This window comes from Amycolatopsis sp. NPDC114484, assembly GCF_055633755.1.
Map to the genome: position 1 here is coordinate 74435 of NZ_JBVKDQ010000008.1, position 18851 is coordinate 93285.

Below are 18851 nucleotides of genomic sequence, written 5' to 3' on the forward strand. Positions count from 1 at the left end.
CGGCAGTGCCGGAGAACAGCGACCCGGACCTCATGCCGCACGTTCCTTCACGACCGAGCGGCGCGGCCTCGCCCGCCACTGCAGCAGCTCGGCCGGCTTCTGGTCGTTCGGGACCATCGCGGCGAGCAGCACGACCATGGCGCGGGCACCGGTCAGCGGGTCGCCGTACGCCATCTCCGCGTCGGCGAGCATCGCGTCGACCATCAGCGAGTCGTCCCGGCGCACCGCCCGCACGAGCTTCTCCGCGGACTCGACCAGGGTCTCGAGGTAGCGGTCGCCGGTCAGCATCGCGGCACCTTCTTCCGCTTGTTGCGCGAGTTCTGGACCCAGGTGAAGTCCTGGTCGAGGATCCCGAGCATCTGCAGGATGTCCACGGCTTCGGCCGGGGTGCGCGACTCCAGCCGCACCCGCCGCGTGCACGCCGCGACCTCGTCCTCGCTGCCCTTCGGGATCGGCCCGCCGACCACCGCGCGGCCCTCCTCGGTCGGGGTCGCGAACTTGCCCATGTGCCCGCTCACGACACGCCCCCGGCGACCGGGAGACCGACCACGTTGCGGCGCATGTACTGCTCGATCTCGCCGACCAGCACGCTGCCGACCAGTTCGGCGCGGCGCATCCGCTCCCCGTCGCTGCTGACCCACACGTGCAGAACGTGCCCCGACAGCAGCTTCCCGGTCGCGTGCAGCACGCCGGCTGTGCGGGCGTAGCTGGCGGACCCGGTGATGAGGACGCCGTCGAGGTGCCGCGCCCACGCCAGGAACAGGTCCAGGTCGTGGTCCGCGAGCGTCAGGTTCGTCTGCGTCGCGGTGACGTCGAACTGCTTGAACCTGTCGCCGACCTGCCACCGCTTGGCGTGCTCGACGACGTGCAGCAGCATGTCCAAGTTTGTGATCATTCGAAGGGGTCCTTCCGCTGAACGAGGTGAAGGAAGTCGCCGAGGTCGGTGAGCAGGACACGGCCCCACTGCCAGTGCTCGACGGGCACGTCGGCCGGGTCAAGGTGGGACGGAACGGTCCATCCGCGTTCGACAGCGGCCTCGGGGTTGCCGTGGATCCAGCGATGGCAGGCGCCGCACAGGTGCAAACCGTTGGCGGGGTTCCACTCCCCGCCCTGCGACCGGTTCTTCCGGTGCTGCCACTCCGCTGCGCGGGACTCCCCGCAGCCCTCGCACACGCCGCCTGACCGGTCGCGCACGGCATCGCGGCCGTTCTTCTCCGTCCACTCCGAACGCTGCTCGGCCTTCGTCCGGCCCCGCGTCCGCTTCATCGGCGTGCGGGCGAGGGCAGCGCCGCGGGCGAGGAACCCGCGACGCTGCAACGACGTCCGCCTAAGCACGGCAAGGCTCCGCATCGCTTCCCTGCAGGTTCGCCAGGTAGCGCTCAAGCTTTCCCGGCGGAGCGGAAGCGAACGTGTCGCCGCCCTCCCCACCGACCCAGACGGTGAAGTCGGCGTCGATGTGCGGGAGCGTCCAGCCCCATCGGCGTCCGGCGTAGTTGCGGATCTCGTTGCGCACGAACTCCGCAGTGCGGACCCGCTCCGGCGCGGCGGCTGCCGGGGACGGTGCGCCCGCGCGGCGGCGGCGTCGGGGAGACGGCTGGTTCCACAGCTCCAGCGCCACCCCGAAGGACAGCGCCGCGTTCCGCAACGCGTAGCCGATGACTTCCTTCCGGGCTTCCGGACCTTTGCGGCCCTCGGCGTTGCCGTACCCGAGCCGCGTCACGCCGACGATCGTGAGCCGGATCCACAGGCCGCCGAACTCGTCGAATGCCGGAGCACCGCTCTCGGTCACTCCCGCCGGTTCCCAGCTCCAGCCGGGATCGACTTCGAGGAACCGGGCGCGGACGTGCGCGTGCCCGACGTAGTCGACGTGCTCGTGCTCGACCGTGAGGGTTTGCTCGCACACCTCGCATTCCTCGGCGGTGTGGACGGCGCAGGTCTCGCCAGGATGGTCCCGGTCCAGCAGTTCGCACGCCGGGCAGGTGATGACCGGTCGTTTCCCGATCGCGGACGCAGGGAACTTGCGGCGCAGTTTCTTGAGCGCGGCGATCTGTTCGTCGGTGAGGGTCATGCCGACCGCCCCTCGGCCTCAGCATCATCGGGTGCGGTCAGCAGGTCGAGCAGCAGCTCGCCGTCGGCCAGCATCTCCATCGCCGCCGCCCCGCCGTCCGGCGCGGTCTGGCACTTCACCGTCCCGCCAGTGCGGTCGATCACCACACCGGGAATGTCGGCCTCGCCATCCGGCGCCATCGGCGCACCGTTGGCCGTCGAGAGGTCGAGGATCTTGCGGCGCAGCTCGTCCGCGACCACCGTCACCGACTTCACCAGGTGCGTCGCGCCCGCCAGATACAGCGCCTCAGCGACTTCCTTCTCCGACCCGGTGATCTCGAACGCCGGCTGAGTCTCGTCCGGGTACGCCGTCGCTGCCCACGCCGCGAAGGCCGCCTTGTCGGCGATCCGCGCGGACACCTTGATGTCCTCCCTCAGCACCGTGCCCAGCTTCCAGCCCGCAGCCGAGTCCACCCGCAGCCGCGACCCAGCCGTCAGCTTCTGCGACATCTGCCGCCGCAACGCGTGATAACGGCCGTCGACCCGGTCCTTCAACGCCTTGAACTGCGCCAGCTCCAACGCCAGCTCTTCCAACGCCACCGTGTTCGGGTCGCTCACGCGGTCACCGCCGCGTTGGAGATCGTCTTGCCGGTCGCCAGCTCGTAGTCCTCGGTGTGGGCCTGGAAAGCGACGTCGATCGATCCGACGACCGCGCTGACCGACGTGTACCGAGCGCCAGGAGTCTTCGTGCCAGGACCATGCACGCTGTGCTTCAGCGGAACGCCCAGCAGTTCCGAAATCCGGTCCAGGACACCCGCCTCGAACTTGGTCAGGTGGTAGCGAATGTCGAAGTCATCGAGCGCCTTCGCGACAACCGCGTCACGGTCCACCAGATCGGCAAGTTGGCGAAGCGACGCAGCGACACTCGCCGTTTCGTTGGTGCTCACAGGGTTCCTCCGGGAACAGGCTCGATGCCCGCATACGTGCGGGGATGGGTGAACAGGATTGGTTCGGTCGGCGCGTCGACCACGACGACCGGTGTCTCGTCCGGGTCGAGGCGGCGGTGCCTGCCACCGGCGCCGCGCGGCCAGACAGCACGGACCGCCACCGGCGACGGCCGCACATCCGCAGCGCCCGGCCACGCTGGCGCGTCGGCGGTCATTGCCCGCTGGCCATGAGCCGAGCAGCCGCGTCGGTGATGGACTGGCCGAGCTGCTGCAGGGTCGTGACGGCGTTGGTCAGGTCGTTGAGGGCCCGCGCGCCGAGTCCCTGCATCTCCCGGTTCGCGGCGTGGTCTCCGCCCAGCAGGTTCGCGGCCTGCGCGAGCACCGCGTCGATCCGCTGCTGCACTTCTTGCGCCATCTCCACCGGCAGTTCCGACGAGAGAGCGGACAGCTGGTTGGCCTGGTCCTGAACGTTCATTTGCCGTGTTCCTTCGATAGTTGTGGTGCGCGCGGTCAGCGCGCGGTGGCGTGAAGCAGGTAGGGCTGGGTGAAGCAGACGAGGGAGGCCATCGCGCATCCGGCCAAGACGGCGGCGACGGCGGCGCGCTTCAGGGCGCGGCGGATGACGCTCACGGGATCGGCACCGAGCCGACGTCGGCGCGCCAGGCGCGCAGCACCGCGCCGAGCTCGTCGTCCGCGACGAGCGCCTCGTCGACCTCGTCCCGGGTGCGGTAGGCGTGCCAGGCGATCAGGAAAGCGCTGTACGCCAACACGATCAGCCCGCCCGCGACAGCGAGCAGCGTCCCGTCCGACGCGAGCCGGAACGTGTGCGCCGGGCCGGTCTGCTCGACCAGCGCCGCTGGGGCCACATAGACCAGCACCGCGAGCGCGATCACGAGCAGCGCGGCGGCCGCGCGGCGCTTCACTGGCCGCTCCCCGGCCTGGCCCACGTGCCGTCCAGCACCGCGCACAGCTCGCCCACCATCTTCGCCAGCTCCGCGTTCCCGGACGTCCTGGCCTTCTCGCCGTACCAGCCGACGAGGTAGGCGACTCCGCCGCGCATGGCGTCGTTCTCCTTGCGCAGGGCTCCGATCTTGTCGAGCAGTCGCTCGGTCGCGGCGCTCATCGCTTCACCTCCCCTTCGTCCGGACCGCACCGGCGGTTGCCCATCGTGTGGCAGTCCCAGCACGGCTCGTCCTCGTTGCACTGCACCGACGACGTCGGCGAATGCGGCGCGGACGGCGCGGGCTTGCACCCGGCCAGACCAAACACCGCGGCCACGACCGTGGCGGCGACGATCCCGCCGAACCCGACAAGCTCGCCGATCCGTTGCAGGCACGAAGCTTTCGACCCGCGCTCGTCGCGCCGGTTGCGCGGCGAGTCGCCGGTGACACGGACTCGGGTGGCCATCACTCGCACACCTCCACCGACACGAGCCGGTGCTGGCCGGCCTCGACGAGCGCCTGGTGCAGCGCGCCCCGCTCGGCGACGGCGTGCGCATGGCACACCATCACCGACTTCAGCGGCGCGGCGTCCTTCAGCGGGATCGGGTTGCCGACGATCCGCACCGTCGTGATCTCCGGCCGGGTCGGGTCGCACCAGCCGCACGCGCCCGGCATGAAATGCGGATCGATGAGCACCCGCATCGCACTGTGCTTCCGCTCGGCGACCGCCTCGATCTCCGCCACCCGCACCGAAGTCGGCGCGAGCAGCGCCCAACTCGCCGGAGTTGACTCGACCGGGCGACGGCGGCCGTGAAGCCACGCGCCGAGCACGTGACGGCATCTCCGGCCGGTAGTCTGTGCTGCGATCATGGGAGGTACCTCTCCTCTTGGTCGGCCCGTCCCGGAGCCCTGCACGGCACTGGGGCGGGCGTTCTTACTTGCTGGACCTGGCCACCGGCTGTTTGGATGCCGGGATGGAGATCGCGTCGTTCGTCGTCGCCTGCGTGTCCGCGCTCGCCGCGTCCTGGGCCGTCTGGTACGCGCGGGCGCAGAAACGTGTGGCTGTGCGGGCCGCTGACGCCGCCGAGGCATCCGCGCGAGAGGCCGAACGATCCGCGGACGCAGCCACCGAGATGACCGCGATCGAACGCGACCGCCGGGCCGAAGAGATCGCCGTCGTCGAGGCCGCCCAAGCGCCGCGCCTGGTGCTGCGGCACGTCAGCCAATACCGGTTCCTAGTGGTCAACACCGGCGGAACCGCAGCGGCCGATATCGAACTCGACTTCGGAGCCCTCGATCGCGGCGGCGTGATCTGGCAGGACGGAGTCACTTTGGCTCCGGGGGAATCTGAGCCGCTGTGGATGCGGCCACCGGGGATGAGCACGCTTCCGCCGCAGATCCGCGCGACGTGGAGCGGCGCTGCGCAGCCATCCACTCTTCCGGTGCCACCCCACTGATCCCGCGAACGAAATCCAGCAGCGCGACCCGCAAACCCTCCATCGGCTCGTGCAACTGCCCGGGGAAGTTCGACTGGCACCAGGACAAGAACACCGCCAGATCGCACGCGGCGTCGTCCATGGCGTCGATCCAGCACTCCTCGCGGGCGATGTCGGCGAGCCGGACAATCCGATTAGCAGACACTGAACCGACCTCCTTTCTTCTTGGGGTGGGGATCCGGCGGGCCGAGGTGCTGGGGTCACCCGGCCCGCCGGAAGATCAGGCAGCGAGCAGCAGCGGACCCGACCCGCCGAGCCGCTTGTGCAGTTCGTGCACGCCCTTCGCCGTGATCCGGATCTGCCGGGTCACGACCTGCTCGCGCGTCCGCGGGTGCTCGTAGGACGAGGCGCGCACCGCCAGCCGGCCGAGTTCGACCTGCCGCTGAAACGGCGTCCCGCCCGCATCGACCCAGCCGATCTCGCGCAGGTACTTCGCCAACCGGTTCTGGCCGGTCGCGATCGCCGGGTCCCGGTCGAGGATCTGAGCGGCTTCCCGCATCGAGTAGTCACCGACCGCCTCGGCCAGCTCGCCCCACGACCGCGCCGCGGGCTCCAGCTCGGCGACCCGCTCCTCAGCGGCGATCCGCGCGACCTCGGCCTCACGGGCGAGGTCGATCAGCTCCAGCCGGGACAGCTCCCGGCGCGGCCGAGTGTCGACCACGCCTGTTTCCCGCAGCTGGCGGAGGATCCCCTTTACCCGAGTCTTGAGGGACTTCGCTGACGGCAACGTCGAGCGGAAGATCAGTTCCCAGATCCCGTCCTCGAAGATGACGGTCATCCGCTGGTCGCCGCCAGGGGTACTCACGATCTGAGTACCCTTCTCGTCCTCGTCGAGGACGCGGACCGCGTTCGCCGCGTCGCGGTAACCCATCGCCTTCGCGAACGGACCGGCCACCACGAACGCCCGACCGTCCTCGGCGAGCCCGAAGTGCTCGACCGCCAGGCCGTCACCGGCAGCGGTGAAAATGTCCAACTCGGACATGGGGTTCTCCTTGGGTCAGGCGGCGTTGCGCTTGCGACGCGCAGCTGCGGATTTCGCTGCGAGGCCGAGGAAGTACGCCTTGCGGGCGCTCTCGGCGCGCTTCGCGCGTTCAGCAGGGGAGAGGACCCCGTCCGGGTCGACTTGCTTCTCGAACCGGTCGAGGAATGCCTTCGTCCCCGGCGCGGTCCGCGCGGTGCGGTCGGTCGTGTTCGCCCAACTCGTGTGCACGGCAATCCGGGCCGACAGCGACCGCTGTTCCGGCGTGCTCACGCTGCCGCCACCCGACGTGGGCCCTTGGGCTCCTGGCGCTTCGGCGGAGCCTTCGGACCGCCGCCCGGTTGCTTCGGCGGGTCGGAAGGGTCGCCCGTCGGCCTGGCGAGGATGTCCTTGACTTCGATCTGAAGCACCCGCGAGAACCGGTGCACCAAGCGCATCGACGGTTCGTCGACGCCGTAGAGCACGTTTTCCAGGTACTTCTTCGAGATGGAGACCTTTGCGGCCAGCGCCGGGTTCGACATGTCGAGCTCGTCGCGCTTGTCGCGGAGGAGAGTGTGGTTGACGGCTGGCATGCACAGAGAATGACAGACTTTCCAGGACTCTGCAAGACCTATATCCGGATATTGCCAGAGTTTGAATGGTGAATCCTGGATTTTCCTGGTAAGTTCCGGGTATGCGCAACGTGTGGAGCGGACGAAGACCCCCTGGTCGAGGTCGTGCTACCTGTAAAAGCCTGGGATATCCTGGACGCGTGGAGACTCGGCGCAAGGAAGTCGGCAAGGAGATCAAGCGCGCCCGACGCGTTGACCTGAAGATCAAGAGTCAGGCCGTTTTCGCCGATCAGATCGGAGTCAGCGAGAGCAGTGTCGCCAACGCCGAGATCGGCAGCGACCGCATCGGCGAGGCCGTCTTCGAGGCGATCGAGAACCGGCTCGGCTGGCCGACCGGAAGCACCCTTGACTACATCGTCAACGGCGGCGAGCTGCCCTGGAAGCGTTCCGTCTTGGTCGTTGGTGAGCCGGTCCACGAATGGTCCGCCGAGACGCGGCGACGCATGATCTCGATGTCGATGAAGGAGATCGTGCAGAGACTGCGCGAGGAGGAAGAGGCGCACGGCGAGAAGGCCGCCGAGTGGCTCATGGGCGAGATCACCCGTGTGCGCGAAGAGGCTCGGGCCAAGAAGACCAATGTGGACGCGTGACGACGCGATTACCGCAGGTCAGAGGGTTCTAGTCCGAGCGAGTGATTAACCGACCCGAGTCCAAACAGTTGTTAATGCCTGCGTACAGGTGTTCGATACTTCTCCTGTAAACGGGGCAACACCCCCGCCCGCACGGAGGAGAGACAGAACCTGTGACATCCGCTGAACCAACCCCCACGATCCACATTTGGCTCTACGCGGCCGCGACGATGCTGATGCTCACCGCGATCGGGCACGCCATCGTGGGGACCGCCCTCGACGAACCCGCCGTCTTCGTCAACCTTCACATCGGACTCGCGATCTCGACGGGTCTCGCCGGGTGGAGGTTCGAGTCCGAGGCCAAGCGCAAACGGCCCCGCCCGAAAACCAACGGAAGCAGTTTCCGCAAGCAAATCGACCGGCTCGAGCGCACGTTCGACGAGTCGTGACCACCCCGCGGCCGCCGCTTCCCCCGGCTGCGCCGCGATCCACCCGGGCCGGGTGGGGGAGAGGCTGAAGACGCCCCCCCCCGCACTTTTACAGTTTTCGTCCGGGGGGTTCCCGTTACAAGTCCCCAAGATTCAGGCTGCGCGCCTCTTCAAGTGCGCGATCGGCAGCCGTCGCCACGGTGTACCGGTCCATCGTTGCCCGGTCCGTCCAGCCGCCGACCGCCATCAGGCCTTCTTCGCTGCCGCCCCGCCGCCGCCACCGTTGCGCCGCAGTGTGCCGGGTGAGGTGCGGATGGAAGTTCTCGATCCCGGCGATCCCCGCCCGGTACCCGAGCGTCGACCACAGACCGTGGTAGCCGAACGTGTGGTTCCGGTCCCCGAGCCACAGGCGAGGCGAGTCCGCCAGGCTGTGCGTGCGCCGCATCCGCAGATACCGGTCGATCGATCGCGCCGTCGTCACGCTGAACGGAACCAGCCGGTACTTTCGGCCCTTCCCGTAGATCTCCGCCACGCCGTTGGCCAGGTTGATGTCGGGTACGTTCATCGTCACCACTTCGCCGGCGCGCACGATCGCCTCCAGCATGAACCGGATGATCGCCTCGTCGCGCCGGTCGCGGAACGTCTTGCCCTTGCACGCGGCGATCAGCGCCGAGCACTCGTCGTCGGTGAGTCGCGGGGTGAGTTTGACGTCGAGCTTCGGGGCCTTGAGGCCGAGCAGAAAATCGGTGGGGATCTCCTCCTCTTCGGCGAGCCATGCCGAGAACCGTCGCACTGCCAGCTGGCGCACGACCGCGGTCGACGCCTCCCGCTCCAGTTCGTCGAGCAGGGTCGCGATCCACAGGTTCACCGTCGGCTTGTCCAGGGCGCGGGGGATGCCCTCGGCGTCGCAGAACTCGAGGAAGTAGGTGACGCCGCGCGTGTAGCTCTTGATCGTGTTGGAGCTCTTGCGCTCGGCGCGCAGGTGCAGTCGCCACGACGCCAGCAGTGCTTCGAGGTCGAGATCGGGGAAGGGGGTGGTCACCTCCGATATCTTGACTGGGAGCGGCGTTCGATGCAAGCGGCGTGGGAAATTGCGGAGTTTTACCAGGTCAGAGGTGCTCCTGCGTGCTTCGGCCAGTGTAGATAACGCTGGACGATTTCGAAGACGCTCGTGGTGAAGTCGACGAACGGCTTCGCCTTGTCGCCCAGGCTGTAGGCGGCGGCGCCGATCACGACGGCGAGGAAGAGCACCTGGAGCGTGCTGCCCTCGGCGAAGGCGGAGAAGAAGTTCTCCGGCAGCAGGCCCTTGATGAAGGCGTCCCAGGAACCCCAGTGGCTCATGCTTTTCGCGGCCTTGTCGGCGTTCTTCGCGGTGGCCGCGACGCCCTCTCCGAGCCCGCCGGAGCCGGGGTTGAACAGCTTGCCGATCGCGATCCCGACCAGCGAGGCGATCAGCGACGTGATCGCGAACCACAACACGGTCTTGCCGCCGAGCCGCGCGGCGGTGCGGCCGCCGCCGAGGCCGCGGAGGCTGTTGATGCCGACCACGATCGCGGTGAAGACCAGCGGGATCACCGCGATCTGCAGCAGGGTCGTGAAGATCGTGCCGATCTGGTCGAGGGTGTCGGTCAGCCAGCCGGCTTCAGTCGTCCGAGCGAGCACGCCGAGACCGGCGCCCACGACAAGCGAGCCGAGAACGGCCGCGGCGAACACGCGCGGTTTGGTGTACGTCCTGACGAAGGACATGTGCCACCCCAGGGAGGTCGAGAGTTTCCGCTGGCCCGGGTGCGGGCCGGAATCGACTTTCCCCGATCACTCGTCCGAGTGACACATCGTCCCAGTATGTGAACTATTTCCACATCTCGGTGACGCTGACGCCGACTTCGGCGAGGAGCTGCCGCAGAAGCGGAAGGCTGATCCCGATCACGCTCGACGGGTCCCCTTCGACGCCCTCGACGAACCACCCGCCGAGCGCGTCGAGCGTGAACGCCCCCGCGACGTGCAACGGTTCGCCGGTGGCGACGTAGGCGTCGATCTCGGCCTGGCTGGGGTTGGCGAAATGCACTGTGGTGGACCGGGTGCCGGAGGCTTCCTTGGTGCGCTGCCCGCCGTCGAGCCGGACCACGGCGTGCCCGGTGAGCAGGACGCCGGAGTTTCCGGCCATCCGAGCCCACCGCTGCTTCGCGACCTCGGCGGTGGTGGGCTTGCCGACCATCTCGCCGCCGATGGAAAGCATGGAATCGCAGGCGACGATCACGGCGTCGGGTTCGGAGACCATCTCGACGACGGCGTTGGCCTTGGCTTTGGCGAGCGCCATAACGAGCTCGGCGGGCGCCGGGTCGGTGAGCGCGGCGGCCACGGCGTCCTCGTCGACGCCGGACACGACAACGGCCGGATCAAGACCGGCACTGCGGAGTACGGCGAGGCGGGCGGGGGACTGGGAGGCGAGGACTAGACGCACGTGCGAACGCTACCTCGGTGGGGTGGGATTCGGGGGCGTGGCCTGGGGAGGCGGGTGTCGGGGTGGGGTTGGAGCTGGGAGTGTGCGCCGGGTTGATGAGTTGGGCGGGGCTATGGGGCGAGGCATGGTGGGCGATGGGCGAGCGTGATGGGCGACGGGTGAGGGCGGGGTGCGAAGGCGAATCCGCAGGAGAGGCGAGGGTTGGGAGATGGGCGAGCCGAGTGCATGGGGCGCGCTGCGATGTTGCTGGGGCATCAGGGGATCTTGCGGCCGCAACCGCGACGCCGCGGGGTGCACTTGAGCCGGGCTCGGCTCGCTCCGATCTCCTTGCCGGGAAAGTTTCGTCTCCCTGCAGGGAAAGTTTCGCGTTGCCCGGCCTTCGCCTGCTGTGGTTGAACTTGCCCGGCCTTGGCTTGGTGTGGGCTGCCCCTGACCGCTCTAGGTCGCCTGGCTCGACCCGCATGGCCGCCCGCTCGCGTTGCCCTTCTTGCCCCGCCCCGGTCTCGTCGCCTGCCCTGCCCTGCCCTGCCCTACTCCGGTCTCGTCGGCTGCTCTGCCCCGGCTGGATCTAACCCAACCGGGGCCGTCGAGGTCAGTCGTTCATCGTGCTGGTTCCGGGGTCGGGGCGGTCGGTGCTGGAGTGTGCGACCGGGGCGATACCCGGCGCAGGGCCGCCGCGGACAGGACTCCCAGTACCAGCACCGCGATCGGCAGGATCAATGTCGCGCGGGCGGCGTCGGTGAGTCCATTGTGGACTACCTCGCCCGCGAGACGGCCCGCTTGGGCGGCGAGGTCCGCGGGGATTCCGGGGATCGGGGCGGGACCGCCGGAGGAGCCGAATTCGCCGGTGGATGCGGCGGCGTGGGCGATTCCTTCGGTGAATGGCGCGCGGTACTGCTCCGGCAGTTGCGCGGCCGCGGTCGCCGCCTCGCTTGTGATCGAGGCGCTGATCCGTGCCTGCAGGAGCACGCCGATCGCGGCGCTGCCCAGGACACCGCCCACCTGGCGGGCGGTGTTGAAGATGCCGGACGCGGTACCGGTGAGCCTCGGCTCTACCGACGCCATCGTCAGGTTGCTCATCGGCGAGAAGATGCAGCCGACGCCGAGACCGCACACCAGCAGGGCCGGGATCAGTGCCCACGGGCTCGTGTCCGGACGCGCCTGCAGCGCGATGATGCCGACGCCCGCGGCCAGCAGGGCGAGGCCTCCCATCACTAGGTATTTGCCGTTGATCCGGTCCGAAGCGCGGCCGACGAACGGTGCGATCACGCCGGACAGCAGCGACATCGGGGCGGTCAGGAGACCGGCCATGGTGGGGGAGAGGCCAAGCACTGTCTGGATGTAGATGATCAGCGGCAGGAACATGCCGGTCATCGTGAAACCGACGGTGGTCGCGGTGAGCGTGCCCGCGGAGAAGTTGCGGTTCGCGAACACTGCCAGCGGCACCAGCGGTTCGCGGCGGTTGTAGCGCTGCCACAGCACGAAGGCGACCAGCAGCACCACTCCGGCGCCGATGATCTCGAACACCGTGATACCGCCGAACACCGTGCCCCAGTCATACTGCTGTCCATTTTGGACACCGAACACGATGCAGAACAGTCCGGCGGCGGACAGCAGAATGCCGAGCAGGTCGAACGAGTGCGAGTGCTTCGGCTGCCAGTCCGGCACCAGCCACAGCGTGAGCGCGATGGCGATGACGCCGATCGGCACGTTCACATAGAAAATCCACTCCCAGCCGAGGTGCTGCACGAGCACGCCGCCCAGCAGCGGACCGGTGATCGTGGCCAGTCCGGCCACGCCGCCCCACGCGCCCATTGCCGCGCCGCGCTTCGCGGGCGGGAAGAGGTGGCTGATGAACGCCAGCGTCTGCGGCGTCATCAGCGCCGCGCCAAGGCCTTGCACCGCACGGGCGGCGATCAGCATCTCGACATTGCCGGACAGTCCGCACCACAGCGACGACGCGGTGAACACGACGAGCCCGGCGACGAAGACGCGCTTCGGGCCGAAGCGGTCGCCGAGGCGGCTGGTGAACAGCATCGGCACGGCGTAGGTGAGCAGGTAGACGCTGATCACCCACACCACCGAGTTCAGCCCGGCTCCGAGGTGCTGCAGCATGGCGGGCACCGCGATGGACACGATCGTGGTGTCCAGCAGGATCATGAAGAACCCGATGCAGAGCGCGCTGAGCGCGGCCCACGGGTTAACTGGTCTTGCGTTCATGGTCTTCCTTGAGCTTGAGTTTCTTGTCCTGGAAAGGGATCCGGCCGCTGTCGAGGTCCGCGGACAGCTGCTCGATCCATGCCAGCTCGAACTTCCGCTGCGCCGCGCTGTAGCGGAAGTCGAGCCAATAGATGTCGGGGGTGCCGTCGGATTCCAGCCGGTCGATGAGCACCTGGTCGGCGGCCACGGCCGCGCGCAGCCGGGTCATGCGGTGCTCCAGTTCGAGCAGCGCCACGTCGCGCCCCAGATCGTCGATCACGGCGAGCCCGCTGAGTATCTCGCTGTAGTCCGGCACCACGTCGCCCAGCATTTGCCGGGCTCGTTCCTGGAAGGCGTCTTTGCCCGCGGCCGTCATGGCGTACACCGTGCGCTCCGGCCGCCTGCCGTCTCGCTGGGTTTCGACGACGTCGACGAAACCGTTGCGCTGCAGCCGATCCACCGTGTGATAGAGCGATCCGGCCTTGAGCTTCACGCGGGTTTCGACGTGCCTTTCCCGCATGAGCTGAGCCATTTCGTACGGGTGCATCGGCCGCTCGTGCAGCAGCTCGAGCACGGCGACGCTCAGCGCCGTGAGCTTGGCCGCGACCATGACGGTGTTCCTCCAGGGGGATCCAATCGGGTGACCCAACGTGGGTTATTCCATGTGGACTATACGGTGTGGAGCAAGCTGCGGTCCAGTGTGATCTGGGCTGGTGAACAGCTTGTCGCTGTCGGTGATGGGTGCTGCGTTGACGGGGCGAGCGTAACCAGGGGTACCGACAAAAACGGCGATCGCCTGTTCGAAAGCCCCTTCCCGGCTGCGGGCGAGGCGTGACCTGGTGGCCTGCGGCGGGCAGTCTGGGCCAAGATCGGCTGATGGGCGAGAACCGGGCAGTCGGCTGGGAAGGGTTCTTCAACACCCGAGACCTCGGCGGTCTCGCGACCCGATCCGGCCCCAGTGCCGAACCTGCGCGCTTCTACCGGTCCGCCAGCCTCCGGTTCGTCACCGGCACGGGCTGGGCCCAGGCCCGGGAATCTGGCCTTCGCGCCATCGTCGACCTGCGCAACCCCGCAGAGATCGGCACCTACGCCGTCACCGTGCCAGCCGGAATGACGCGCCGCGAAATCCCGCTGGACGACGTCGAAGACACCGAGTTCTGGCAATACATCGCCGACGAACAGCTCGACGGAACCCCGTTGTACTACCGCGTTTTCGTTGCCGCAAAGCAGAACGCTGTGCGACCGTCCTGAGCGCGCTGGCCCAAGCCGAAGGCGGAGTGCTCTTCCGCTGCACTTCCGGACGGGACCGCGCCGGCCTCGTCTCGCTCCTCCTGGTCGCCCTGGCCGACGTCGACCCGGAGACCATCGCGGCCGACTACGCACTCTCGACCGAAGCCGTCCTGCCGCTGCACCGGGCGCTGGGCGTCGAAGACCAAACCGCGCTGCTCGAAGCGGCCTTGGCCCGCCGTCAAACAACCATCCGCGACGCCGTCCTGACCACTCTCGATAGCCCAACGTCCGCGACTACCTCGTCCGCGCCGGAATGGGCGCGGACGAGGTAGACCGTCTTCGGGATCGGCTCAGTCGGTGACCTGGTGCAGCTGTCGCGCCCGGCGGCTGCCCAGCGAATACCAGCCGGCGATCCCTGTGCCGACGGTGAGCGCGGCCGCGCTGAGGCCCAGTGACCAATGCACCCCGACCGCGGAACCGAGCAGTCCCACGGTGAATCCGCTGCCCGCGCGAAGGCCGTTGGCGGACACGCTGTACACGCCGATCACCCGGCCGCGTTCCTCCGGTTTCGCCAGCAACTGCACGACGGTCTGGCCGATCGACATCGACGCCAGGTTCGCCACGCCGCCGATCACCAGCAGTGCCACCGCGATCGGGTAGCTGGCGGTCATCGCGAAGAACAGGCTCGAGAGCCCGTAGATCGCCGTGCTGATCACCGCCGCGGGCACGTTCGGTTTGATCTTCCCGGTCGCTTCCAGCAGGATTCCGCCGATCACACCGCCCGCGCCATTGGCGAACAGCAGTACGCCGTAGGCGGTTCCGGCGCTGCCCGCGCCGAGGTCCTGCGCGAAGATCGGCATCGAACTCTGCATCGAAGCGCCGACGAAGAACGCGCCGAGCCCGGCGAGGATGATCATCCCGACCATGGTCGGGTTCCCGCTGATTTCCTTCAGTACCCGCACCGAATCCATCAATCCGACCCGTGGGCGACGGATGATTCCGCCGTCACGAGTGTGTCCGGTGAACTTGGTGCGGAACAGGAACACGGTCAGCGGCAGATAGAACGCGACGTTCACGAAAATGCCCGCCACCGGCCCGATTCCGAGCAGCAGGGCCGAGCCGACGACCGGGCCGAAGAGAATGCCCAGGCTGCGGAAGGTGGCGTTGAGCCGGACCGCGCTCGGCAATTCCGTTGGCCCGACGAAATCGTGCAGCATCAGCTGCTCGCCCGGTCCCCAGATCGCGCCCGCGCAGCCGTGCAAAATCAGCAGTACGCAGGCACTCCACACCTCGAGCGTGTCGGTGACGATCAGGACGCCCCACGCCACGGACACTGCCATGAACAGCACCTGCGCGGCCTGGATGATCCGGCGGCAGTCGTGCCGGTCGGCCAATCCGCCGAAGTACACCGAGAACAGTAGGAACGGCACCCAGTGGCTGATCACCTCGAACCCGGTCAGAGCGGGCGACTGGAACTTCTCCCACAGCACCCAGTAGGTGATGACGTGCTCGATGTTGTCGGCCATCATGGCCAGGCCGGTGCCGATCAGATACGGACGGCAATCCTTGTTGTACAGCGCCGCGAATTTGCGCGGAGCTGCGGCGACCCCGGATTCGGGCTGGTGCGTCGGCACCCCGCACGCGGAACACATGAGTGAGGACCCCCTCGTGAGCTGGTGCCCGTAACGCTAGACGAGACGTTGCGTCTTGGCTAGACTCCGGCACGTGGGCGACGTCACTGAGCCCGGCGAGCGCCGGCATCACGGGAACCGCTACGGCCGTAGCGAGAACGCGCGCCGCGCGGTTTTGCACGCGGTCGACGATCTGCTGGTGGAGGTCGGTTTCGCCCGGCTCACGGTGGAGGGCATCGCGGCCAAGGCGGGAGTCGGCAAGCAGACCGTATACCGCTGGTGGCCGTCCAAAGTGGACATTCTGCTCGAAGCCCTCGGCGACGACCTCGTCGAGGAACTCTCCCCGCCCGACTCCGGCGACCTCCGCAAGGACCTCTGCGCGCACCTCGGCGCGATCGCGTCCTTCCTGACCACCGCCGACGCCGGTGCGGTGTTCCGCACGCTGCTCGGCCAGGCCCAGCACGATCCGGACCTGGCGCGGCGGCTGCGCGAGGACCACCTCCGCGGCCAGCACGCGCGCGACCGGCTGCCGCTCGAACGCGCCGTCGCCCGCGGCGAACTGCCGTCGGGCGTCGACCTGGACAGTGCGGTCGAGCAGCTCGTCGGGCCGATCCACTACCGCGTCCTGGTCACCGGCGCGCCGGTGCCGCCGGAGTTCACAGATGGCCTGGTTGAGCGATACCTGCGGGAGCATCGGCCCGAGTAGGCTCCTGGAGACATGGGAGCGGTCTGGTGGCTGGTCGGATTGGCTGTGGCCGCCGCGGTCATGGCCGGGATCATCTGGATTTTCCGAGACCGCGCCGGCGGGCTCGATCAACGATTGAGGGCGGCCGAACAGGCCTCGCGCTGGCGATTCCTGCAACAGCGGTGGGAATCGGAACCGATGGCGCGGCTGGCGACCGTCCAACAGGTGCACGCGCTCACCCAGAACGGCGGCTGCCAGGTCCGGATCGTCTGGACCGACAGCTACCACGCCGAGGACGTCGAGATCGAGCACGACCAGGCCGACGCCGGCGACTATCTGTTGCTGCGCGGAGTCGGCCCGCTCGGTTCGATCACCCGAGCGGAGCTGTTGGCGCACGCGGGCGCGGACGCTCCGGATTGGGCTCAGCGCGGACGCTGATTCACCAGCCGCTCATCCGCTGCCAGATTCCGGTGAGGCGGCCGTTCTCCACGATTCGGTAGCTGTCGTGCTGCGCGGCGGTGGCGCAGGCGTGGTTGGGCAGGACGCGCAGGCGGGTGCCGATCGGCAGGTCGGGCAGCGGATGTCCGTCGCGCGCGGTGAGGATTCCGTGTTCCTGGCTCGCGCCGGTCATTACGAGGCCGGGAAACAGGGTGCCGTCGAGGTCGGTGACCAGGCCGTATCCCTGGTCGACAGCTTGGTTCGCGGTGCCTCGGTCTCGCGACAACGCCATCCATCCGGCGTCGGTGAGGATCCAGCCGTGCTCAGGGCGGTGTCCGATCACGGTGACAACCACCGACAGCGCAAGGTCTTCGACGCGGCAGACGCCGAGCCCGGCCATCACCAGGTCGAAGAAGATGTAGTTGCCGGCGCGGACTTCGGTGACGCCAGTGAGGTCGTCGGCTGCGTGCGCGGTGGGGGTGGAGCCGGCGCTGACTGTGCCTGCGTACAGACCTTCGTCGCGAAGGCGTTGTGCTGCAGCGACGGCGACGTCACGCTCGTGCGCGGCGGCTTCGCGTTGCGCTGCAGGGGTTGTCGCGAAGTAGGACTCACCGGCGTGTACGAGGACACCGTCGAGACAGTCGTGCAGTTGTCGTCCGATGGCAAGCAACGCGGGGTCTTCGGGAAGTACGCCGCCACGGTGACCGTCGCAGTCGACCTCGATCAGCGACGGAATGCGTAACCCGGCTTCGCGTGCTGCGGCGGATACCGCGGAGGCTTGCGCGACGCTGTCCAGCAGTACGCGCACGGTGATTCCGCGGCGCAGCAGCGCTATTACGCGCGGGAGTTTGTGCGGATCGATGCCGACTGCGTACGTGATGTCGGTGTAGCCGCCGTCGGCGAAGCCTTCCGCTTCGGCCAGCGTCGACACCGTGATCGGACCTGGCTTGCCGCCGTGCATCAACGCGGTGGCGGGCAACGCCTTCGCCGTTTTCGTGTGGGGGCGCAGGGAAACGCCGAGTTCGCGCATTCGACGAGCCAGACGTTCAGCGTTGCGCTGGGCGCGCGAAAGCTCGACGACGGCGAACGGCGTGTCCGGATCGGCCGGGGTTTCCTCAGGCGGCGGCAATTGCCTGCACCTCGATCTTCGCTCCAAAGTGGAGGGTGCTCGACCCGGCGACCGCGCGCGCCGGGCGATGCTCGCCAAGCCAGGCACGGTAAATCCGGTCGAACTCCGGCCAGTCACCCATGTCGGTCACGTAGACGGTGACCGACACCAGCCGATCCCGGCTCGTGCCAGCAGCGGCGAGACACGCGTCGACGTTGGCCAGAACTTGCTCAGCCTGCACGGAAAACGGCTCGTCCACCAGCCGGGCCCCGTCGCTGGTGATGGGCAATTGCCCGGAGACGAACGCCATCCCGCCGTACTGCGCGGTGTGCGAGTAATGCCCGCCTGGCGCGGACAGTTCAGGGCTGTCGCGCAGGACGATTTCGGTCATCGACGTGCTCATTTCGCGTAGTTGTAGACAGTCGCCCGGGATACTCCGAGCAGGTCGGCGATGAGCTGGGCGGCGTCGCGGGATTCGAAGTACCCCTCGTCGCGCAGCCGGCGGACCAGATCCCGTTTGGCTTCGCGGGAAAGGGAACGCGGGCTGCCGCCGGCCGCGCGTTCGATCCGTTCCCGCAGTTCACGCGACGTGCGGGAACGCAGGTCTTCGACGACGCCGGGCTGCGCGGCGTCAGTGGCGACCAGGTTGGTCAGCGTATGTGTGAGCGGTGAAAGCACCGACACGTCAAGGTTCAGGCACAGCGCCGCGATGTAGTCGCCGTCGGCGTTCTTGATGCCGATCGACGTGCTTTTGACCGGCCGCCCGTCCGGGAACTGGTTCGCGTAGTTCTGCAGGACGCTCGGGTAGTCCGGGTCGCTGATCCGCCGCAGCCCCAGTTCGGTGGCCGGATCGCCGACCTGGCGGCCGGACAGGTTGTTCTCGATCGCGCGGATCGCGTGGTCCGGATCCCGCAGGTCGTGCAGCACGACCTCGCACAGCCCGGGGAACATCCGGCCGACCGCGACCGCGATCTTCTCGGCTTCCCGGATGAGGTGCTCGTCCACGCTGCCGCCTTTGACTCATTGTCCAACTTTAGAAAATTAGTCTATCAGGTGGGCATAAAAGGTGATCCCGGCTCTCA

Annotated in this window: 31 protein-coding genes and 1 pseudogene; 7 read left to right on the top strand and 25 right to left on the bottom strand. The window is 68.1% G+C overall.

The window, feature by feature from the left end; translation table 11 throughout:
* Nucleotides 1-30: 30 nt before the first annotated feature.
* The 13 genes from ACZ7SW_RS20890 to ACZ7SW_RS20950 all read right to left on the bottom strand — a co-directional run bounded on the left by ACZ7SW_RS20890 (nt 31) and on the right by ACZ7SW_RS20950 (nt 4804).
* Nucleotides 31-288 (bottom strand): hypothetical protein, encoded by a 258-nt coding sequence (locus ACZ7SW_RS20890; protein ID WP_470232088.1) that lies wholly within the window; start codon nt 286-288, stop codon nt 31-33.
* Nucleotides 282-518 (bottom strand): hypothetical protein, encoded by a 237-nt coding sequence (locus tag ACZ7SW_RS20895; protein ID WP_470232089.1) that lies wholly within the window; start codon nt 516-518, stop codon nt 282-284. The genes ACZ7SW_RS20890 and ACZ7SW_RS20895 overlap by 7 nt, the downstream gene beginning before the upstream one ends.
* Nucleotides 515-895 (bottom strand): hypothetical protein, encoded by a 381-nt coding sequence (locus ACZ7SW_RS20900; RefSeq protein WP_470232090.1) that lies wholly within the window; start codon nt 893-895, stop codon nt 515-517. Before ACZ7SW_RS20900 ends, ACZ7SW_RS20895 begins: the two co-directional genes overlap by 4 nt.
* Nucleotides 892-1335 (bottom strand): HNH endonuclease signature motif containing protein, encoded by a 444-nt coding sequence (locus ACZ7SW_RS20905; RefSeq protein WP_470232091.1) that lies wholly within the window; start codon nt 1333-1335, stop codon nt 892-894. The genes ACZ7SW_RS20900 and ACZ7SW_RS20905 overlap by 4 nt, the downstream gene beginning before the upstream one ends.
* The gene (locus tag ACZ7SW_RS20910; RefSeq protein WP_470232092.1) at nt 1328-2068 is read right to left on the bottom strand and encodes a hypothetical protein; all 741 of its coding nucleotides are present in this window, start codon (nt 2066-2068) and stop codon (nt 1328-1330) included. The genes ACZ7SW_RS20905 and ACZ7SW_RS20910 overlap by 8 nt, the downstream gene beginning before the upstream one ends.
* Nucleotides 2065-2664, bottom strand: coding sequence for a hypothetical protein (locus tag ACZ7SW_RS20915; protein ID WP_470232093.1), 600 nt, complete (start codon nt 2662-2664; stop codon nt 2065-2067). Before ACZ7SW_RS20915 ends, ACZ7SW_RS20910 begins: the two co-directional genes overlap by 4 nt.
* Nucleotides 2661-2993 (bottom strand): hypothetical protein, encoded by a 333-nt coding sequence (locus tag ACZ7SW_RS20920; protein WP_470232094.1) that lies wholly within the window; start codon nt 2991-2993, stop codon nt 2661-2663. Before ACZ7SW_RS20920 ends, ACZ7SW_RS20915 begins: the two co-directional genes overlap by 4 nt.
* Nucleotides 2990-3208 carry a hypothetical protein gene (locus tag ACZ7SW_RS20925; protein ID WP_470232095.1) on the bottom strand — a complete coding sequence of 73 codons (219 nt, stop codon included), beginning with the start codon at nt 3206-3208 and terminating at the stop codon, nt 2990-2992. The genes ACZ7SW_RS20920 and ACZ7SW_RS20925 overlap by 4 nt, the downstream gene beginning before the upstream one ends.
* A complete protein-coding gene (locus ACZ7SW_RS20930; protein WP_470232096.1) occupies nt 3205-3468 on the bottom strand; it encodes a hypothetical protein in 264 nt (87 codons plus the stop codon). Before ACZ7SW_RS20930 ends, ACZ7SW_RS20925 begins: the two co-directional genes overlap by 4 nt.
* A 151-nt stretch (nt 3469-3619) precedes the next feature.
* A complete protein-coding gene (locus ACZ7SW_RS20935; RefSeq protein WP_470232097.1) occupies nt 3620-3916 on the bottom strand; it encodes a hypothetical protein in 297 nt (98 codons plus the stop codon).
* Nucleotides 3913-4116 carry a hypothetical protein gene (locus ACZ7SW_RS20940; protein ID WP_470232098.1) on the bottom strand — a complete coding sequence of 68 codons (204 nt, stop codon included), beginning with the start codon at nt 4114-4116 and terminating at the stop codon, nt 3913-3915. The genes ACZ7SW_RS20935 and ACZ7SW_RS20940 overlap by 4 nt, the downstream gene beginning before the upstream one ends.
* Nucleotides 4113-4400, bottom strand: a complete 288-nt coding sequence (locus tag ACZ7SW_RS20945) for a hypothetical protein (RefSeq protein ID WP_470232099.1) — start codon at nt 4398-4400, stop codon at nt 4113-4115. The genes ACZ7SW_RS20940 and ACZ7SW_RS20945 overlap by 4 nt, the downstream gene beginning before the upstream one ends.
* Nucleotides 4400-4804 carry a hypothetical protein gene (locus ACZ7SW_RS20950; protein ID WP_470232100.1) on the bottom strand — a complete coding sequence of 135 codons (405 nt, stop codon included), beginning with the start codon at nt 4802-4804 and terminating at the stop codon, nt 4400-4402. The genes ACZ7SW_RS20945 and ACZ7SW_RS20950 overlap by 1 nt, the downstream gene beginning before the upstream one ends.
* A gap of 104 nt (nt 4805-4908) precedes the next feature.
* On the opposite strand from ACZ7SW_RS20950, the gene ACZ7SW_RS20955 reads away from it, so the two are divergent.
* Entirely contained in the window at nt 4909-5391 is a 483-nt protein-coding gene (locus ACZ7SW_RS20955; protein WP_470232101.1) for a hypothetical protein, read from the top strand.
* A gap of 259 nt (nt 5392-5650) precedes the next feature.
* On the opposite strand, the gene ACZ7SW_RS20960 is transcribed toward ACZ7SW_RS20955, so the two are convergent.
* From ACZ7SW_RS20960 to ACZ7SW_RS20970, 3 genes are read right to left on the bottom strand one after another with little or no spacing between them, the layout of a single operon-like run.
* Nucleotides 5651-6412 carry a phage antirepressor KilAC domain-containing protein gene (locus tag ACZ7SW_RS20960; RefSeq protein WP_470232102.1) on the bottom strand — a complete coding sequence of 254 codons (762 nt, stop codon included), beginning with the start codon at nt 6410-6412 and terminating at the stop codon, nt 5651-5653.
* Between the two features lie 15 nt (nt 6413-6427).
* Nucleotides 6428-6682: a hypothetical protein gene (locus tag ACZ7SW_RS20965; RefSeq protein ID WP_470232103.1), complete on the bottom strand. Its 255-nt coding sequence runs from the start codon at nt 6680-6682 to the stop codon at nt 6428-6430.
* Nucleotides 6679-6981 carry a helix-turn-helix transcriptional regulator gene (locus ACZ7SW_RS20970; protein WP_470232104.1) on the bottom strand — a complete coding sequence of 101 codons (303 nt, stop codon included), beginning with the start codon at nt 6979-6981 and terminating at the stop codon, nt 6679-6681. The genes ACZ7SW_RS20965 and ACZ7SW_RS20970 overlap by 4 nt, the downstream gene beginning before the upstream one ends.
* 179 nt (nt 6982-7160) lie before the next feature.
* Between ACZ7SW_RS20970 and ACZ7SW_RS20975 the strand changes: the two genes are divergently transcribed.
* Both ACZ7SW_RS20975 and ACZ7SW_RS20980 read left to right on the top strand, forming a co-directional pair.
* Complete coding sequence (locus tag ACZ7SW_RS20975; RefSeq protein ID WP_470232105.1) at nt 7161-7610, top strand: hypothetical protein; 450 nt, start codon at nt 7161-7163, stop codon at nt 7608-7610.
* 152 nt (nt 7611-7762) lie between these two features.
* Entirely contained in the window at nt 7763-8038 is a 276-nt protein-coding gene (locus ACZ7SW_RS20980) for a hypothetical protein (protein WP_470232106.1), read from the top strand.
* Between the two features lie 115 nt (nt 8039-8153).
* Here the strand turns inward: ACZ7SW_RS20980 and ACZ7SW_RS20985 are convergent, their stop codons facing one another.
* The 5 genes and pseudogenes from ACZ7SW_RS20985 to ACZ7SW_RS21005 all read right to left on the bottom strand — a co-directional run bounded on the left by ACZ7SW_RS20985 (nt 8154) and on the right by ACZ7SW_RS21005 (nt 13287).
* On the bottom strand, nt 8154-9059 hold the full coding sequence (locus tag ACZ7SW_RS20985; RefSeq protein WP_470232107.1) for a tyrosine-type recombinase/integrase: 906 nt from the start codon (nt 9057-9059) through the stop codon (nt 8154-8156).
* 92 nt (nt 9060-9151) lie between these two features.
* Nucleotides 9152-9763: pseudogene (locus ACZ7SW_RS20990) on the bottom strand (dicarboxylate/amino acid:cation symporter); the annotation flags it as partial.
* 103 nt (nt 9764-9866) lie between these two features.
* Nucleotides 9867-10478, bottom strand: coding sequence for a Maf family protein (locus ACZ7SW_RS20995; protein WP_470232108.1), 612 nt, complete (start codon nt 10476-10478; stop codon nt 9867-9869).
* 600 nt (nt 10479-11078) lie between these two features.
* Nucleotides 11079-12698, bottom strand: coding sequence for a DHA2 family efflux MFS transporter permease subunit (locus ACZ7SW_RS21000; protein WP_470232109.1), 1620 nt, complete (start codon nt 12696-12698; stop codon nt 11079-11081).
* Nucleotides 12679-13287 (bottom strand): PadR family transcriptional regulator, encoded by a 609-nt coding sequence (locus ACZ7SW_RS21005; RefSeq protein WP_470232110.1) that lies wholly within the window; start codon nt 13285-13287, stop codon nt 12679-12681. Before ACZ7SW_RS21005 ends, ACZ7SW_RS21000 begins: the two co-directional genes overlap by 20 nt.
* 266 nt (nt 13288-13553) lie before the next feature.
* On the opposite strand from ACZ7SW_RS21005, the gene ACZ7SW_RS21010 reads away from it, so the two are divergent.
* Both ACZ7SW_RS21010 and ACZ7SW_RS21015 read left to right on the top strand, forming a co-directional pair.
* The gene (locus ACZ7SW_RS21010; protein WP_470232111.1) at nt 13554-13928 is read left to right on the top strand and encodes a tyrosine-protein phosphatase; all 375 of its coding nucleotides are present in this window, start codon (nt 13554-13556) and stop codon (nt 13926-13928) included.
* Nucleotides 13929-13933: 5 nt separating this feature from the next.
* Complete coding sequence (locus ACZ7SW_RS21015) at nt 13934-14239, top strand: tyrosine-protein phosphatase (RefSeq protein WP_470232314.1); 306 nt, start codon at nt 13934-13936, stop codon at nt 14237-14239.
* 18 nt (nt 14240-14257) lie between these two features.
* Here the strand turns inward: ACZ7SW_RS21015 and ACZ7SW_RS21020 are convergent, their stop codons facing one another.
* On the bottom strand, nt 14258-15541 hold the full coding sequence (locus ACZ7SW_RS21020) for an MFS transporter (RefSeq protein ID WP_470232112.1): 1284 nt from the start codon (nt 15539-15541) through the stop codon (nt 14258-14260).
* A 91-nt stretch (nt 15542-15632) separates the two neighbouring features.
* On the opposite strand from ACZ7SW_RS21020, the gene ACZ7SW_RS21025 reads away from it, so the two are divergent.
* Together ACZ7SW_RS21025 and ACZ7SW_RS21030 are read left to right on the top strand one after the other, a co-directional pair.
* Nucleotides 15633-16244: a TetR/AcrR family transcriptional regulator gene (locus ACZ7SW_RS21025; RefSeq protein ID WP_470232113.1), complete on the top strand. Its 612-nt coding sequence runs from the start codon at nt 15633-15635 to the stop codon at nt 16242-16244.
* Between the two features lie 12 nt (nt 16245-16256).
* Nucleotides 16257-16661 carry a hypothetical protein gene (locus ACZ7SW_RS21030; RefSeq protein ID WP_470232114.1) on the top strand — a complete coding sequence of 135 codons (405 nt, stop codon included), beginning with the start codon at nt 16257-16259 and terminating at the stop codon, nt 16659-16661.
* A 1-nt stretch (nt 16662) separates the two neighbouring features.
* Here ACZ7SW_RS21030 and ACZ7SW_RS21035 read toward each other — a convergent pair whose 3' ends face one another.
* Genes ACZ7SW_RS21035 through ACZ7SW_RS21045 form a run of 3 tightly spaced genes read right to left on the bottom strand, consistent with a single transcriptional unit; the run spans nt 16663 to nt 18774 of the window.
* Nucleotides 16663-17790 (bottom strand): alanine racemase, encoded by a 1128-nt coding sequence (locus tag ACZ7SW_RS21035; RefSeq protein ID WP_470232115.1) that lies wholly within the window; start codon nt 17788-17790, stop codon nt 16663-16665.
* Nucleotides 17777-18160 carry a RidA family protein gene (locus tag ACZ7SW_RS21040; RefSeq protein WP_470232116.1) on the bottom strand — a complete coding sequence of 128 codons (384 nt, stop codon included), beginning with the start codon at nt 18158-18160 and terminating at the stop codon, nt 17777-17779. The genes ACZ7SW_RS21035 and ACZ7SW_RS21040 overlap by 14 nt, the downstream gene beginning before the upstream one ends.
* 8 nt (nt 18161-18168) lie before the next feature.
* On the bottom strand, nt 18169-18774 hold the full coding sequence (locus tag ACZ7SW_RS21045; RefSeq protein ID WP_470232117.1) for a helix-turn-helix transcriptional regulator: 606 nt from the start codon (nt 18772-18774) through the stop codon (nt 18169-18171).
* Nucleotides 18775-18851 lie beyond the last annotated feature (77 nt).